Here is a 16,668-nt window from a genome sequence, read left to right on the forward strand (position 1 = left end):
TATTGCCAAAAAGTATCTGGAAACTCTTAACGAGCAACCAGTAGTGGTGTTGGGTACGCCAAAGATGTACAGGTTTGACGGATGTTCTTTCGTCGCCTAGAATCTTGAAGCTCTCCATTTCAATGGAGAGTAGTTCACATGAAGAGTTTGATAATCCTGGTTTACTCGATGGCTTTCGGCCTCAAAAAACGGGTGGGATGAGCCGCGTATACGGACCGGAGCTGATCTTCCATGTCTTCTCCGGAAATGTCCCGGGTCTACCCCTGTGGAGTATGATCATGGGGCTTCTTCTCAAATCCGGTGGAATTGGCAAATCGTCGTCTTCGGAACCTTTAATGCCTGTGCTTTTTGCTCAAAGTTTAGCCCAGGTTGATCGGAAATTGGCCGACTGCATCGCGATTCTTCCTTGGAAAGGAGGAACGGCTGATTTAGAAGAGCCGGTGCTCAAGGCAACGGATGCGGTTATTGTTTACGGTTCCAGTGAGACGGTACAAAGGATTCGAGAGCAGGTTACAAAGAATATTCCTGTGCTGGGTTACGGACATAAAGTGAGTTTTGCAGCGGTGGGCCGAGAAGCTTTAACGACGGATCGCTATCAAGATACGGTTCATCGTTTAGCACATGATGTGATGGTCTATGACCAGCAAAGCTGTTTATCCCCTCAAGCGGTCTGGGTCGAAGAAGGCGGGGTAATTAGTGGAAGGCAATTTGCTCAGTTGCTTGCTGCTGAACTTGAGAATTACGAAAAGCGCCGACCCCGGGCTAAACTGACGGACGAAGAAGCGATTGCCATCCGTTCTGTCCGCAATCGCTATGAAGCGTTATCCTTTCAGGACGAGGATATCGAAGTTTATGCAAGCTCAAAAGGAACGGAATGGACGGTGATTTACGAGGGTAAACCCGGGTTTGAAGGATCTCCGCTCAACCGGACCCTTCATGTCTATGCTTGTCGTGAACTCAGGGAGGGTGTAAGCGACTTACGTTCTTATCGTGACTATTTACAAACAGTCGGGCTTGCTGTGAGTCCTAGCCGCTTAGAGGGCATTTCAGAGCTTTTAGCGCGCGAAGGGGTTACCCGGATTACGGCACTCGGCCAAATGACGTTAGGAGTTCCCGGTTGGCATCATGATGGACGGTTTAATTTGTTAGATTTAGTCCGCTTTGTGGATATTGAACGGAGTGCAGAGCAGTTAGCGGAAATCTATGACCCGGATGTGGAATGAATAGCTGAAAGAAGGTAGGAGATGCAGGATCGAGTTGTTTTAGTCACTGGAGCAAGCCGCGGGATTGGTAAAGCGATTGCCCAACACTTGGGGAGAAAACAAGCGATGGTGGTGGTCAATTACCTTCAGAGTGCGGATCTAGCGGAGCAGGTGGTGCAGGAAATCGAGACGTTAGGTGGACATGGTTTAGCGATCCAAGCTGATGTGACACAGGCTTCAGAAGTTAATCGCATGGTCCAGAATATCCTCGATAACCTGGGGACGATTGATGTCGTTGTGAACAATGCCTTGTATCATTATACGTTTAATCCGAAAACGCGTAAGACGGCCTGGGAGTTAGAATGGGAGGATTATCAAAACCAAATTGATGGAAGCCTCAAGGGAACCTTTAACCTCTGTAAGGCCGTTATGCCTCAGATGAAACGTCAAAGCTTTGGACGGATTATAAACCTGGTGACGAATCTCATCGATTTCCCCGTCGTTCCTTATCATGATTATACGACGGCAAAAGCAGCAGTTTTAGGCTATAGCCGTAATTTAGCCAAGGAGTTAGGTCCTTTTGGAATAACAGTCAACTGTGTAGCACCTGGACTCACCTATCCTACGGATTCGAGCCGGGAGACCCAGGAAGATGTTCGGGAGACCTTGATTCGCTTGACGCCGATGGAACGACTTGCTTTGCCGGAGGATATTGCCGGTGCCGTGGCCTTCTTGGCATCAGAGGAGGCTGGATTTATTACAGGACAGTGCCTTCGAGTGGATGGAGGACTAACGATGACATAACAAGGCATTATCAAAAATTGTTCGCCAGAGAACGAAAAAGAGGAGGCATTATATTAATGAACGGGAAAGTAAATGACGATTTTTTTCAAAAAAATGTTCTGCCTTTTACGGGGGAATTAAAACCCGAAGTCATCATTGGACCTCATATGGGAGTAGATGCAGCGATTCTTAAACTGGGCGATCGGTATATGGCCATCGCTGAAGATCCCATCTTTCCTAGTATGACCATGTCAGCGGATGATTTCGCCTATGTTACTGTACATATAGGAGCAAGTGACGTTGCAGTAATGGGAGTAAAGCCTCAATTTATGACCTATTCCCTACTTCTCCCTCCCGAGACTGAAGACAGTTATGTTGAAGAACTGATTAAAAGTATCAGTAAGTATGCCAATAAATTAGGTATTTCCATTGTGGGTGGACATACTGGTTATTATGGTGCTGTCGTGGTCCCCACGATCGGCGGAATTACCGTCTGGGGATTAGCTGATGAGTATATTTCCCCGATGGGGGCTCAAATTGGAGATGACGTTCTCATCACCAAAGGTGCAGCGATCGAGGCAGGAGCTTTATTGGGTTATGAGCACAAAGATTTTCTATCTACTGTCGTCGATCCTTCGCTTGTCAATAAAGCATCAGCGAGAATTAAAGAAGTGTCAGTGGTTAAAGATGCTCATATCGCTGCAACGGTGGGTGGGGTTCACGCCATGCATGACGCTACAGAAGGCGGCGTTAAGAGAGGCTTATGGGAAATCGCTCAGGCTTCAGGTAAAGGGATGCTCATCGATCCGTGTAAGATATTTGTGCCTGAAGACATTGCTGCCCTATGTCAGTATCTTAAGCTTAATCCCTTGGAAATTATCAGTGAAGGAACCTTGGTTTTAACCTGTGCACCTGAGAAAACGGCGGAATTAAGGGCTGCTTTTGAGGCGCAAGGGATTGAATCGGCCATCGTCGGTAAAGTGACGTCCCCAGAAGAAGGCTGTAACCTCCTCGACGATGAAGGTGAGAAATATGAACTTATCCCACCTTCTATTGATAAATTCTGGGATGTATTTTTTAGTTCACTCTCCGCAACTCCAACAACGCTGTGTACAGAGCTCCAAACGGCTGTAAGCAGACTCTGTCAAGAGAATATCTATAGAATGTTACCTGAAATTGGGGCGAACATTGCCTATGCAGCTCCGGAAAGCCAATCTCTGGGCGAAATAGCCGGTATTCCTGGAAGAATTCACCGCTATAAAAACACGACCGCTACACTCGGCCAGCCTGAACTCGGAGGCTCCGTGAATATGGGCAAAACGTTATTGAGTATTCGTAAATATTTTCCGCAGACACGATGCCTCATAAATCTGAGAAGTACCCCTTCGATACTTCAGGCTTGTCGTGATGCAGAATTAACCGTAGCCAATATGCCAACTGTCGCTGAGTATAGACAATATGATGGCGATTTTATACGGGATCTGGAAGGAATGCTTCAAAAAAGCGATAGACTCCCGGATGTAATCTCCATTCCTGATCGAATAAACTTGGAGATTCTCATCCTTATTCCAGCTAAAACCCTAGATGAATTGACTGGAAAGATTTTAAAAGTGAATACTTTACTTAAATAAGAAAAGGAAACCACGTCGTTACATGTGGTTTCCTTTTTTCGGCTCGAATCAATGCAGGTTGTTACTAATTAGATCCTTTGGCCTTGATAAGAATATGGGTTTCATTAAAGATTTGAGCCCAGATATCCTCAAAGCCTGCTTCTTCTAGGAGCGTTATCCATTCTTCAACGGAACGACGTTCGTTGAGTTGGGGGCCCATCGGCATCTCTTTTTTCCGCCACTCGATAACCCAGAGCTCACCTTGATTTCTAAGAATGCGTTGGGTATCACGCAGGTAATTTAAGGGATCATGTAATTCATGCAGAACGTTAGCAATCAAAGCAACATCCACATCCTTATTCGGAAGAGGGATGCTTTCTCCTTGGGCTAGAAAGGTCTCAATTCGTTCTGCTGTTCCTTGTTCTTGAGCCGCCTGTTGCAGGGATTGGATTCGTTCTGACATAATGTCAACAGCCTTTATTTTTCCCTGAATTCCAACGATCTTGGCAGCCTTAAGGGAAAAATAACCCGAACCGCAGCCCAAATCGGCTAAATATTGATTCGGCTTTAGACCGAAGCGGGAGAAGATTTTCTCGGCAGGAAACATTTTTGCCCTTTGTTCAGGATTGTGGTGATGAGAATATTCGTGCATTGACATAACATTTTCCTCCTTTATTTGGTATTAGCGAGCGGATAGACGCTCGGAACGAGCCGCTGGATGACTTTTCATAAATAGACCCACCAGACCCGCTAAAAGCGGAAGCAGGAAAATTACAGTGATAGCCGCGGAAATACCCCAGATATCGGCAATCCGTCCCATAAAGATGACAGCAAGACCTCCTAGTCCACCGGCAAATCCCATAGTTAGCCCTGAGGCCAAGGCTTTATTATTCGGGATGGCCTCTTGAGCGGCTACAATTGTGACTGAGAAACTAGATAATAAGGCTGCTCCGGCTAAGGCCAGGAAAATCGTACTTAGAACACCTTGGGTCAAGAAAAAACCAAAGAATAATGGGGTTGAAATAAGCAAGGACCCTATAATTAAACGCTTTCGTCCGAAATAGTCGGAAATGAAACCACCGATAACCCCACCAATTGCTCCAGTAGCGAGCATAATTGTGACCAGATGACTCGCGGCAATATTGGATAAATCTTGCGACTTAAAATAGAGGGGAAGTAAAGTTAACATCCCTGTATAAGCCAGAGAGCGAATGGCGATAACCCCAACAATGGCGCCCAGTTCCTTAGAAGCTGATTTCAAGGAGTTTATAACGACAGAAAGAGGCGTGTTAGCACCTTTTAAAACATTATCTCGGGGCGCAAAGAAAAGAAGGAGGACTGCTACAATAATGCCGGGTATCACCGTGACAACTGTAGCGTGTAAACCATAAGTTTGAAACAAAGGAACGAGTAAGAGTGGACTTAAGGCAAAACCAAAATTGCCGAAAGCGACAAAGCCCGAAAGTAAAACGGCTTTATGGTCACCGCTTAAGACGTTAACCATAGTGGATGCTTGCGGATGAAAGGCCGCTGTGCCAAGTCCAGCGAGCGCGGCTAAGAGGACAAGAAGTGCATAGTTTTGGACTAATCCTGTTAAACTGAGCATAATCGCCATCCACAATGTCCCAACGTGAACGAGCCACCGTTTTCCTTGGCGGTCTAAGAAAAAGCCAAATAAGGGTTGAACCAGCGATGAGGTTATCGTGAAAGCTGAAACTAAGATAGCCGCCCGGGTGGCTGTAAAGCCAGGAGTTAGGGCAATAAGAAAGGGAAGCATCTGGGGAAGATAATTACTGTAGAGGTCATTTAACATGTGGGCGAAAGAAAGTACACCTATTTTTGAATATTGGATCTTGGATTGGTCGTTCATTTAAAAACTCCTCTCAAATGTAACCCACGTCATCTTTTTTTATACTAACAGAAACTTCCATGAACCTGCCGATTCACAGGGAGGTATGAAAATGTAGTCCATTTTCGTAAGAAAGTATAAGTCTGGGGGCAGATAGTATAAGTGCAACCAGCGGCTTTCATTCTCCTACGATGCAAGTGGTTAAGTCCGGCAGGATAAGGCAACTAGGGCTACCACCTTCGCTAGGGCTTGGTGCTAGCCAAGTTTTCTTTATCGCTAAAGCTCGGCGAAAGCCGGGTTTTCTTTATTCTCTAAGCGGATTATTGGGGGTTATCTTGGCTGGTGGCTTTGTAGTGAGTTAAAAAGAACTCAAAATTTGCATAGCGTAGACGAATGTCCTTCGCTTGTTCTTGAAGGGTCCGCATTCCTTTAGGTGTAATTGAGTACCACTTGCGGGGCTGACCCGTCTCGCGCGTTTCCCAATTTGTTTCGACTAAACCGTCCTTGTCCATCTCTTGCAGGCAGCGGTAAACATCGGCGCTATCCGAAAAACAATGCGGAAGTTCGGTCTGTAATCTTGTCAGAAGTAAAGCTCCATAAGATGGGGTGTCGGATAAGAGTAGAAGTAAAAATGCGGAAGTGTGTCGACCGTGTTTTTTAACCATGTATTAACCTCCTTTTCTAAGGATACAGTTCTGTGTTAATAACACTATACGGATATTAACATCATACTGTTATTAACAGTACGCATACTATAAATACCTCAAAAAACGAAATAAGTCAAGTTATTTTATTTAACGCTTCGTATAAAAGAGGGGTTGCCCCATACATTTGGGACAACCCCTCTTTCTGATACTAACAGAAAGTATAAGTCTGGGGGCAGATAGTATAAGTGCAACCAGCGGTTTTCGCTTTCGCAAAGCTCGGCGAAAGCCGGGTTTTCTTTATAAGAAAGTGAGTTTTTCTTTCAAAGTTCAGTTATAACTCGTGAATCAAATTAAAAGATCATAGAGTGCAGGGTTATCATTGATGATCGTATATTGAATCCCTTTTTGCTTCATTTTCTTAATCAGAGGTTGGAAGTCTTCCTTCCGATTGAGTTCGATGCCGATGAGGATCGGCCCTTTTTCTTTATTATTGGTTTTGGTATATTCAAAGCGGGTGATATCATCCTGAGGTCCGAGAACATCGACCACCAGTTCCTTGAGTGCGCCAGGTCGTTGCGGTAAGTTAATAAGAAAGTATTGTTTAAGGCCTTGGTCCAAGAGGGAGCGCTCTTTGATTTCAGGAGTTCGTTCAATATCGTTATTGCCTCCACTAATAATGCAGACTACATTTTTACCTTTGATTTTATCGCGATACAAATCTAAAGCAGCTACCGGAAGAGCTCCGGCAGGTTCGGCAACAATCGCATTTTCATTATACATTTCCAGAATCGTCGTACACACTTTGCCTTCGCTGACGACGATGATGTCATCCAAGACTTCCTTACAGATTTCAAAGGGGAGATCTCCGACCCTTTTTACGGCAGTTCCATCGACGAAGGTATCAACCGTATCTAAAGTGATCACTTGGTTTTGTCTAAGCGCTTCTTTCATCGAGCAGGCGCCTTGGGGTTCTACACCGATGACCTGGGTCGCAGGGCTGAGGTTTTTGAAATAAGTGCCTACACCGGACATTAAGCCGCCCCCACCGATACCTCCCAAAACGAAATCAACTGGATCTTCCATGTCGTTAAGGATTTCCATGGCGACCGTACCTTGGCCGGCGATGACGTAAGGATCATCAAAGGGGTGAATGAAATAGAGACCATCTTTTTTGCAACGCGCTTGAGCTTCCTTAGAGGAATCATCAAAGGTATCTCCGATGAGAACGATTTCGATAAAATCCCCGCCAAAGCGTTTGACGGCAGAAATTTTTTGTCTTGGTGTAGTTGAAGGCATGTAGATCTTTCCAGGAATGCCGAGAGCTTTGCAGGAAAAAGCAACTCCCTGGGCGTGGTTACCTGCACTGGCACAAACGACTCCTTTACTAAGTTTGTCATGAGGGGTGCTTTGCATACAATTATAAGCTCCTCTGATTTTGAACGAGCGGACGGTTTGGAGATCCTCACGCTTCAAGAAAACATTACAGATGTATTTTTCTGAGAGAAGATCGTTTCTCTGTAAAGGGGTTTTATTGATCACTCCTTTGAGCACCTGTCCTGCTTTAATGATCTCTTCCAAGTTGAGTCGACTCATATTTTCTAAACCCCTTCCTCTTTCCTTTGTAGTTGGCTAACCTGTTTCTATAGTAAAATACCCCCAATAGGGTAGTTTGCTTCTTTAAGATATTACTAAATATCATACTCGTACTCCTTGGGATAGTCAACTGATATATGTATATAATACTATCATATTGGGTAAGCTAATCTACAACAGATTTGGCAGAAAAATTTTAAGGAGAAGCTTCTTTGACGAAAAGGTCTTTGATGCTTATGAGGGTAAACTAAAAGTGTGGCGTATCAAAACTAAAGTTTTGATACGCCACACTTTTAGTTATGCAAGAACTTTACATATTTTATTATTCTCGCCCCTTGATGTTACCCATGGTGATAGATTAAGGCCTTTTTATTACCGTAAACGACTCGTAAAGGCATTGAGGATTCGTAGGTAATGATTCGCTTCACGCACAACGTGATCCCCCAGAAGGGGCACCATAATCGCTTTAATTTTGCACTGGAGTAATCCTTCAGTACCCGCTACTTTGAAGTCTCTTAATCCAACGGTTGCCTCCTGCGCTTTATGGCTTAGCTTGGGCAAAATCGTGGTTTGTTCTGTCATGGTTAGGGCCTGCTTGGTTAGATTATCGAACGTTTTGCCATAACGATGAGCTGTTTCAAAGAGTTCCTCTTCCGTAGGATCTAAGAGGCCGCGTATGAAATAGGCGTGTTCAGCCATGATGCGATTCCAGAAGATTTCTTGATCAATGATATCACGTTTGAGATCAACAGTCTGGCTGTTTTGAAGTGTGGTTAGCATCTTGAGGTAAAAACGGGCTTCGCGCAGGATATGGTCAATCAGCAAGGGATAATTAAACGTAAAGGTTCGGCAGCTTAAGATATTTTGAAGAAGTTTGGATTTGTAATCGGCCAAAATTGTCGTGGCGCTGATTGCGCGTTGGTTGAGAGAGGAGATTTGGTCGACCAAAGAAGGGTTCAGGGGATAGGGTGAACTTCCTAAGGATAATTCCTGACGAGTGAGTTCATTATCGAGGGAAATTCCCGAATAGTAGGTTGAAGCTAGCTCAGAATCCAGCGTCAGCCGAGTGACCAATTCACCGGATGATAGGACTTCAGGGCTGAGCAACCCATCGGCTAAACAGAGGGTTTCTGCGAGTAGGGCCGAGAATTCATTCTTAAGCACCTCAGCTTGTTGGGCAAGGGCTTGATCATTGGGGCCGAACGCTGATTCCAGAAAAAAGGCATGTTCTTTTAGAATACGCATGAAGAATAAGTTAAGCTCCAGAGAGTGTTGAATATACTCTTCGTTGGACAACATGACTAAAACCTCCCTCTCCTCGTCATTGGCATAATAGTATATGTGAGAAGAAAAAAAGGTTGTAGCTTAAGTTATATACATAAGTAGATTTAGCAAAAATTATTAAATGCAGAGGGTATGCGAGTCAAAGAACAGTCCATGGAAAAATTAACCAGGACATTAGTTAATTCCGAGAAGGAAATAATTAGGAAGACGTCGAAACTTCTTAGAAGTAAAAGTCGATTCACATAGAATCGAGTATGATTACACCTAATGGGAGGAACAAAAAATGCTTCAAAAAAAAGCCTTGATGGTCGCGACGATTTTAACGATCAGCATTTCTCTAGTGGGTTGCGCAAGCACGAAAAGTAAGGACCAAACTCCAACACCTCCTCAAGCTTCAGCAAGTACAGATCTCCCGGCAGACCATCCAACGGAAACACCGGCTCAACCGGGAAATAATGCGAGCCAAGCGGATGTTGAGAAGAAAATCAACGACTATCTTGTTCAAAACTACCCAGGAGATTGGAAGGTTGCCGGGACCACTTTGAGTAAAGGAAACTATACGGAGAATGGGAATTATAAGATCGTCGACGGGCTCGAAGGAGTCTTCCCTCAAACAATGGGGGTATCCATCTTCGTGGGTGAGGAAAGAATCTCGACCAGTGTTAAACAAGGAACAGACCGAGTACTGCAAGGGTATCCTACTCCCTCAACTGTGGGAGAGGTGATGAAGAGTGGAACAGTGACCAGTACGAATACTAGCGGCTACTTAAAAGTCTATGTTCCTTTCAAAGCAGGGGATAAAACAGTTGCAGTCCTTACGGTCTCAGTACCACAACAGTAAAAATTGCAGGCTAATTAGGGATTAATGGCTAAAGACTCTCGAATAATATTTTCGGGAGCCTTTATTGCGCTGTCTTATTTCAAACCTAAACGTTTTAATTTACGCCAAAGTACTATTTCCAACGATATCCTCAAAAGTAAGGTAGCGTTAGAAGCTAAATAATTTATTTTCTTTGGATAGTTTCTGCTTTAAGAAAACTATATAAGGCCCTGATGGCAGGACGTAAAGTCATAGCCCTTGGGGCCATTTTTGCGTTGGCTAAAATTATACCGAAATATGTTACAATGAGATAGGAACCATTTAAATGTACAAATGGGAGGATAACAATGAATTTTCGAAAGCCGCAACTCACCCTTGAAAAAACAATTCTTTTACTCGTCTGTGTAGTTGTAGCTTTATCCTTACTTGTTACCGACGTATTGATCAGCCAAGAAGTTGCGGATACAACTGAGAAAAGTATTGAAGATCAGGCCGTGAATATTTCTCGTATCGTTGCCCATTCTCCGGTGGTAATCGAAGGGCTAAGTGGGCAACGGGATGAAAATGAAATCCAGGCTTTTGCTAATGAAGTAACGAATTTAACGAAAGTTAATTTTATTGTTGTCTTTGATATGGCAGGAATTCGTAAATCTCACCCTGATATAAACGAATTAGGGAAACCCTTTGTTGGAGGTGATGAGGGGCCGGTACTCCAAGGCAAGGAACATATCTCAACCGCTAAAGGTACGCTAGGTATGTCTCTACGTGCGTTTACTCCTGTCTTTAACGCAGACGGCAAACAAGTTGGCGCAGTTGCTGTGGGCATCTTGCTGAATACAGTACAGGAAACTGTAGCACAAAGTCGATCAAGGACTTATCTCGGAATTGGCTTTGGACTTTTGGTCGGAATCGCCGGTGCAATCCTTCTGGCTAAGAAAATTAAGAATATCATGTTCGGTTTGGAACCGGCGGAGATCGCTAAACTACTCCAAGAACGAAGCGCGATGCTCGAGTCCGTAAGGGAAGGAATTCTTGCAGTGGATTCCACCGGAAGAGTGACTCTAGCAAATACTGAAGCTCTCCGGCTGTTTAACCAGGCGGGAGTTAGTGAAGTAACGAGTATTAACTTTGCTGAATATGCTCCTAACTCTCAAATAAAAACCGTACTGGAAACGGGCCAACCGGAGTTGGATCTTGAATATGATCTTCGAGGAATTACCCTGCTCTCGAATACAGTTCCTTTGAAGGTCAACGATAAAATTGTTGGCGCGATCTCGACGTTTCGGGACAAGACCGATATCAAGCTACTTGCCGAAGAATTATCTGGAGTCAAAGTCTATGCTGAAGCCTTACGGGCCCAAACTCATGAGTTTATGAACAAGTTACATGTTATTTTGGGTATGGTTCATGTTAAGTATTATGATCAATTAGCGAGTTATGTGAGTCAAATCGCGAATCGTTATCAGACGGAAGTCGGGTCAATTGTCCGCAATATTAAGGATCCTGTTCTTGCTGGGTTTATTTTGGGAAAAATGAGCTATGCTCGTGAAATGGGCTGCGAATTAGAACTGGTCGAGGGATGCTTTTTTCCACAGCCTGCTGACTCAGAAATCGTTCATGATTTAGTTGCAATCATCGGCAACCTTATCGATAATGCCTTAGAAGCTGTAGCTAACGCAGAGAACAAGCGGGTTCAGTTAAACCTTACCTATGACGAAGGAGAACTTTTAATCGAAGTCTTAGACCATGGATCCGGTATTCCGGACGGAATAAAAGAGCAGATGTTTGTTAAGGGGTATTCCACGAAGGCAAATAACCGAGGCTTTGGACTCTTTCTCGTTAATAGGTGTCTGGAACAAAGAAACGGGCAAATGGAGATCTATTCTCAAGAAGGCCAAGGGACGATGTTTAGACTGTATCTACCCTATGAAACCATGGAGGATAAATATGATTAAAGTTTTGATTGTTGAAGATGATCCAATGGTTGCCGAATTCAATAAGCGCTACCTTGAACAAGTGGGAGGATTTGAATTACAAGCGAGTGCGGTCTCAGTGGATGAAGCCTTAGAGATACTCGAACAAAAGGAAGTTGATTTAATTTTACTCGATATCTTCATGCCGAGGCTTAGTGGCTTAGAACTTCTTTCTCAAATACGCAAAGCGGGTAAAGGAGTGGATATTATCGTTGTTTCAGCAGCTTCTGACAGCTATAGTATCAAGAAGGCTTTACAATATGGAGTTGTCGATTATTTGATTAAACCCTTTGAATTTGGCCGTTTCCGTGAAGCTTTAGCAGCTTATCGCGAGCGGGCTATTTTAATGCGAGATCAAGAAAAGCTCAGTCAAGTGGATCTCGATAAACAGATTTTTCATAAGGATGCCATAGGCAAACCGGGGGAGTTACCCAAGGGTCTCAATCGGGATACGCTAAAGTTAGTCTGGGATCATATCCAGCAGGCAGATAATGAACCTTTTTCGACAGAAGAAATCGCACAACGCGTTGGCATTTCACGCGTTTCCATGCGTAAATACCTCAGTTTTCTAGACCAGATCGGAGTATTAGAAACGGAGATGTTTTATGGAGCGGTGGGACGACCGGTTTATAAACATCGATATATTCCTTCGAAGCGTAAGGTCATCAATAGTTATCTCGAGCCGGTAAGATGATTGAAAGCGATAAGTTGACAAAAGTGAGAATTTATATCCAAGAAGGGTATAAATGCTTACTTATTTTTTTACTTACTTTAATTACAAAACAATTTAGAAAGTTTAATAATATATAAGAAAGTTCAGAAAAATTGTAATATAGGCACAAGACAAATTCAGGAGGTGCTTATATTATGGCAACACTAGAAACCGTAGACAATGCCCCGCGAACTTCAGGTTTTTGGTCCACACTTGGCAACATTAAAATTGGCGTGATTCCCTTACCCCTTTATGTGGTCCTCGCAGCAATTATTTTTACAGCTTCTTTTTTTGGAAAACTTCCTGCAGATATGGTCGGCGGTTTTGCGATCATTATGATTATGGGAATTTTCCTGGGCGAAATGGGAATAAGAATTCCAATTATTAAAAACATTGGTGGACCTGCCATTCTTGCGATCTTTGTTCCATCCATCCTCGTCTACCTGCACTTATTGAATCCCGCTTCTTTAAAGGGGATTACCGCGATTATGAAGACGGACAATTTCCTCTATTTCTACATTTCTACTCTGGTCGTTGGTAGTATTCTCGGTATGAATCGTAAGGTTTTGATTCAAGGTTTCCTAAGAATGTTTGTCCCCCTCATTGTTGGAACCTTTGCCGCGATTGCGGGGGGTACCTTGGTTGGAATGCTCTTTGGGTATAGCATTCAACACACGTTCTTCTATATCGTCGTCCCCATTCTTGGAGGCGGTATCGGAGAAGGAGTTCTCCCGCTTTCGCTTGCTTATTCAGAAATTCTTAAAGTCGATCAAGCAGCCCTGATCCCTCAGCTCACCACGGCGGCTGTACTCGGGAATGTCGTGGCGATTATTAGCGCAGGGTTCTTGAAACGGCTCGGTGAAAAGAAAAAGCATCTTACAGGTAACGGTACTTTAGTTAGAGGTGGCGGGGATGAGGAACTCCTCAAATCCGGTACGACAATCAATAAACCGATTGACTTTTCCCTCATGGGAGCGGGTATACTCCTTGCAGTGACTTTCTATATCTTCGGGAATTTAGCGAGTATGGTGATTCCAATTCCTGGCGCGATTATCATGATCTTTGCGGCCGCAATTGTCAAAGTCCTTAAGATTATGCCCGCTACAATAGAACAAGGGGCTTACCATTGGTACAAATTCGTCTCAGGGAGTTTGACTTGGCCTTTGATGGTTGGAATCGGCGTACTCTATACACCGTTAGATGATGTCGTAAAATTAATAAACCCAGCCTATATCGCCATTGTTATTGTTTCGGTCCTCGCCATGGTCCTCTCCGGGTTCTTTATTGGTAAATTCCTTAACATGTATCCGATTGAATCTGCATTGGTTACGGCCTGCCACAGTGGTTTAGGAGGAACGGGTGACGTTGCAATTCTCTCGACTGCAAACCGCATTGAACTGATGCCGTTCTCTCAAATCTCCACTCGGGTCGGCGGAGCTTCTATGATTGTTATCGCAACAATCTTATTGAGAATGTTCGGTAATTAACAGAATTAGCAAGCAAGAAAGAAGGTTCCTATAATGACACTACGAGATGATGCACTTAAACTGCATGAAGATAATAAAGGAAAAATTGCTGTGGTCAGCAAAGTTCCTGTTCGTAACGCGGAGGACTTAAGCTTAGCTTATTCTCCAGGAGTAGCAGAACCTTGCAGGGAGATCGCCAAAGATCCAAGTTTGGTAAACCGTTATACCAATCGCCAAAATCTCATTGCGGTGGTTTCAACCGGCTCAGCCGTTTTAGGATTGGGTAATATTGGCGCCCGGGCGGCTATGCCCGTTATGGAAGGAAAAGGTATTCTTTTCAAAACGTTTGGAGCGGTCGACGCTTTCCCAATCTGTGTTGACACACAAGATAGCGACAAAGTGGTTGAGGTCGTAAAATTACTTGAACCTACCTTTGGCGGGATTAACTTAGAGGATATTAAAGCTCCCGAGTGCTTCTATATAGAAGAAAAACTCAAAGAGATTTACGATGGCCCAGTTTTCCATGATGATCAGCATGGAACGGCAGTGATCACGATGGCTGGATTAATTAATGCCTTGAAAGTTGTCAACAAGAAATTGAGTGAAGTCAAGATTGTTGTAAACGGTGCAGGCGCAGCAGGGACGGCTATTGTTAAGATACTGATGAGTGCGGGTCTTCAGAATGTTATTATGTGCGATACTAAAGGTACAATTTATGAAGGCCGTACCGTAGGAATGAATAAGTATAAAGAGGAGATTTCGAAGAAGACGAACCGTGGGCTTCTCAAAGGAACACTTGCAGATGCCTTAAAGGGAGCGGATATCTTTGTTGGCGTATCGGTTGCGGGTGCTGTAACTCCGGAAATGGTTCAATCTATGGCGAAGGATCCAATCGTCTTTGCTCAAGCAAATCCAGTTCCAGAGATTTCGCCTGAAGCTGCAAAAGCGGCAGGAGCAGTGGTTGTCGGAACCGGACGTTCCGATTATCCCAATCAGGTCAACAATGTGTTAGCTTTCCCGGGAATTTTTCGGGGAACGATTGATACAGGAGCCAAAGCCATCACGGAAGAAATGAAAGTGGCAGCGGCTTATGCCATTGCTAATATCGTTAGTGCAGAAGAGTTGAATGCCGACTATGTTATTCCGAAAGCCTTTGATTTAAGAGTTGGTCCAGCTGTTGCGGCGGCTGTTGCCAAAGCCGCTATGGATTCGGGTGTGGCTACCCAAACAGTAGATCCGCAGGACGTAGCGGAAAACCTACGTAAGTATTACCAACTCAATCAATAAAGAATGAATAGTTAATTTTATACCTTTCTTTACCGGGGCTTTACCCCGGTTTCTTATTAACTTTAAATTTTAAAAGAGGTAGTGTATAATAGCTTCTGGCTCAAAATGATATTGCTTAATGGAGTAAAAGAAGATGGACGTTTTTTTTACGAAGAGTAACCAGTGGCTCAATAAAAATATGTTTCCCGTGGTATTGACTGCAATCGTGTTAGGGTTCATTGTTCCTTTGGAAAATTCACCACTCCTCAGTGCGTTAGCAACGGGTCTGTTTGCTTATATGACCTTTGTAAGTGCCTTGAGAACAACCTTTCAAGATTTTGTCCGCATTTTAACGAAACCCTTAGTTCCATTATGGATCCTGTTCTTAATTCATGGTGTCGCACCGTTAACTGCTTGGGGAGTGGGACTTTGGATTTATCCTGATAATTTTTATATGCGAGTGGGTCTCATGATTGGTTCTGCGATCCCAATAGCGGTTACGTCGATTATTTGGACCACTATTGCCAATGGAGATATAGCACTTGCCTTGGTCACGGTGACGTTGGATACTTTACTAATTCCCATCTTAATTCCTGCTATTTTCAAGGTCATGCTCGGAACAAGCATTGCCCTTAATTACGGGGATATGGTGCTACGGCTCCTATTGATGGTTACGATCCCAAGTATCCTGGGGATGGTGGTCAATGAATTCACAAAAGGGCGTTTGGAGAACTTTTCCCGTTCGGTAGGAGGAGTGACGTCGAAGCTTGCGACCTTTATCGTGATCGTGATCAATTCGGCGGTTGTCCTTCCGCAAATTCACTGGGACTTCTCCGCTCTTCAAATGATGTTCATCGTTTTGGGACTAGTCTCCCTTAATTATTTAATCGGGTTTATAGGAAGCTATTGTCTGAAGGATCGTCGGAAAGAGGTTGTAACTGCCATGATTTTTAATGTAGGAATGCGCAATACAAGCTTTGGTTCAGTCTTGGCTATTTCTTATTTCCCAGCAACTGTCGCTTTTCCTATTATCTTAATGCTTCTCTTTCAACACCCGATTGCGGCGATCATTGCGAAGCGCTTTGCTGTTTAAATCAGCAGGATAAGTAAAAAATGCTGACAACCGATGTCTCGGTTGTCAGCATTTTTCTTATACTAACAGAAAGTATAAATTTTGGGGCAGATAGCATAAGTGCAACCAGCGGCTTTCATTCTCCTACGATGCATGTATTTATGTCCGGCAGGATAAGGCAACTAGGGCTAGCACCTTCGCTAGGGCTTGGTACTAGCCAAGTTTTCTTTATCCTACGATGCAAGTGGTTAAGTCCGGCAGGATAAGGCAACTAGGGCTACCACCTTCGCTAGGGCTTGGTGTTAGCCAAGTTTTCTTTATCCTACGATGCAAGTGGTTAAGTCCGGCAGGATAAGGCAACTAGGGCTACCACCTTCGCTAGGGCTTGGTG

The 16,668-nt window shown here is 44.0% G+C and carries 14 protein-coding genes; 9 read left to right on the forward strand and 5 right to left on the reverse strand.

The features are described 5' to 3' along the window. Positions 1–122 precede the first annotated feature (122 nt). The 3 genes from VM640_RS15835 to VM640_RS15845 are packed head-to-tail and all read left to right on the forward strand — an operon-like array spanning position 123 to position 3,616. Positions 123–1,223 (forward strand): acyl-CoA reductase, encoded by a 1,101-nt coding sequence (locus VM640_RS15835; RefSeq protein WP_325393950.1) that lies wholly within the window; start codon positions 123–125, stop codon positions 1,221–1,223. A gap of 21 nt (positions 1,224–1,244) precedes the next feature. After that, positions 1,245–2,006: a 3-oxoacyl-ACP reductase gene (locus VM640_RS15840; RefSeq protein WP_325393952.1), complete on the forward strand. Its 762-nt coding sequence runs from the start codon at positions 1,245–1,247 to the stop codon at positions 2,004–2,006. 56 nt (positions 2,007–2,062) lie between these two features. Next, complete coding sequence (locus tag VM640_RS15845) at positions 2,063–3,616, forward strand: thiamine-phosphate synthase family protein (RefSeq protein ID WP_325393954.1); 1,554 nt, start codon at positions 2,063–2,065, stop codon at positions 3,614–3,616. Between the two features lie 64 nt (positions 3,617–3,680). Here VM640_RS15845 and VM640_RS15850 read toward each other — a convergent pair whose 3' ends face one another. From VM640_RS15850 to VM640_RS15870, 5 genes are all read right to left on the reverse strand, one after another. Continuing rightward, the gene (locus VM640_RS15850; protein ID WP_325393956.1) at positions 3,681–4,253 is read right to left on the reverse strand and encodes a class I SAM-dependent methyltransferase; all 573 of its coding nucleotides are present in this window, start codon (positions 4,251–4,253) and stop codon (positions 3,681–3,683) included. A gap of 24 nt (positions 4,254–4,277) precedes the next feature. Next, positions 4,278–5,465: an MFS transporter gene (locus tag VM640_RS15855; RefSeq protein ID WP_325393958.1), complete on the reverse strand. Its 1,188-nt coding sequence runs from the start codon at positions 5,463–5,465 to the stop codon at positions 4,278–4,280. Between the two features lie 299 nt (positions 5,466–5,764). Continuing rightward, entirely contained in the window at positions 5,765–6,109 is a 345-nt protein-coding gene (locus VM640_RS15860) for a PadR family transcriptional regulator (RefSeq protein WP_325393960.1), read from the reverse strand. A gap of 327 nt (positions 6,110–6,436) precedes the next feature. Further along, a complete protein-coding gene (gene ilvA / locus VM640_RS15865; protein ID WP_325393962.1) occupies positions 6,437–7,684 on the reverse strand; it encodes a threonine ammonia-lyase IlvA in 1,248 nt (415 codons plus the stop codon). A 372-nt stretch (positions 7,685–8,056) separates the two neighbouring features. Beyond that, complete coding sequence (locus VM640_RS15870) at positions 8,057–8,983, reverse strand: DUF2935 domain-containing protein (protein WP_325393964.1); 927 nt, start codon at positions 8,981–8,983, stop codon at positions 8,057–8,059. Between the two features lie 268 nt (positions 8,984–9,251). On the opposite strand from VM640_RS15870, the gene VM640_RS15875 reads away from it, so the two are divergent. The 6 genes from VM640_RS15875 to VM640_RS15900 all read left to right on the forward strand — a co-directional run bounded on the left by VM640_RS15875 (position 9,252) and on the right by VM640_RS15900 (position 16,298). Further along, the gene (locus tag VM640_RS15875) at positions 9,252–9,809 is read left to right on the forward strand and encodes a hypothetical protein (protein WP_325393966.1); all 558 of its coding nucleotides are present in this window, start codon (positions 9,252–9,254) and stop codon (positions 9,807–9,809) included. A gap of 326 nt (positions 9,810–10,135) precedes the next feature. After that, positions 10,136–11,743: a DcuS/MalK family sensor histidine kinase gene (gene dcuS / locus VM640_RS15880; RefSeq protein WP_325393968.1), complete on the forward strand. Its 1,608-nt coding sequence runs from the start codon at positions 10,136–10,138 to the stop codon at positions 11,741–11,743. Further along, a complete protein-coding gene (locus tag VM640_RS15885; RefSeq protein ID WP_325393970.1) occupies positions 11,736–12,455 on the forward strand; it encodes a response regulator in 720 nt (239 codons plus the stop codon). The genes dcuS and VM640_RS15885 overlap by 8 nt, the downstream gene beginning before the upstream one ends. 173 nt (positions 12,456–12,628) lie before the next feature. Beyond that, on the forward strand, positions 12,629–13,960 hold the full coding sequence (locus VM640_RS15890) for a 2-hydroxycarboxylate transporter family protein (protein ID WP_325393971.1): 1,332 nt from the start codon (positions 12,629–12,631) through the stop codon (positions 13,958–13,960). A gap of 33 nt (positions 13,961–13,993) precedes the next feature. After that, positions 13,994–15,226, forward strand: a complete 1,233-nt coding sequence (locus VM640_RS15895) for an NAD(P)-dependent malic enzyme (protein WP_475394583.1) — start codon at positions 13,994–13,996, stop codon at positions 15,224–15,226. A 133-nt stretch (positions 15,227–15,359) separates the two neighbouring features. After that, positions 15,360–16,298, forward strand: a complete 939-nt coding sequence (locus VM640_RS15900) for a bile acid:sodium symporter family protein (protein ID WP_325393973.1) — start codon at positions 15,360–15,362, stop codon at positions 16,296–16,298. Positions 16,299–16,668: the final 370 nt, after the last annotated feature.

It is taken from the genome of Desulfitobacterium sp. (assembly GCF_035539115.1).
In the GTDB taxonomy this organism is placed as follows: Bacteria; Bacillota; Desulfitobacteriia; order Desulfitobacteriales; family Desulfitobacteriaceae; genus Desulfitobacterium_A.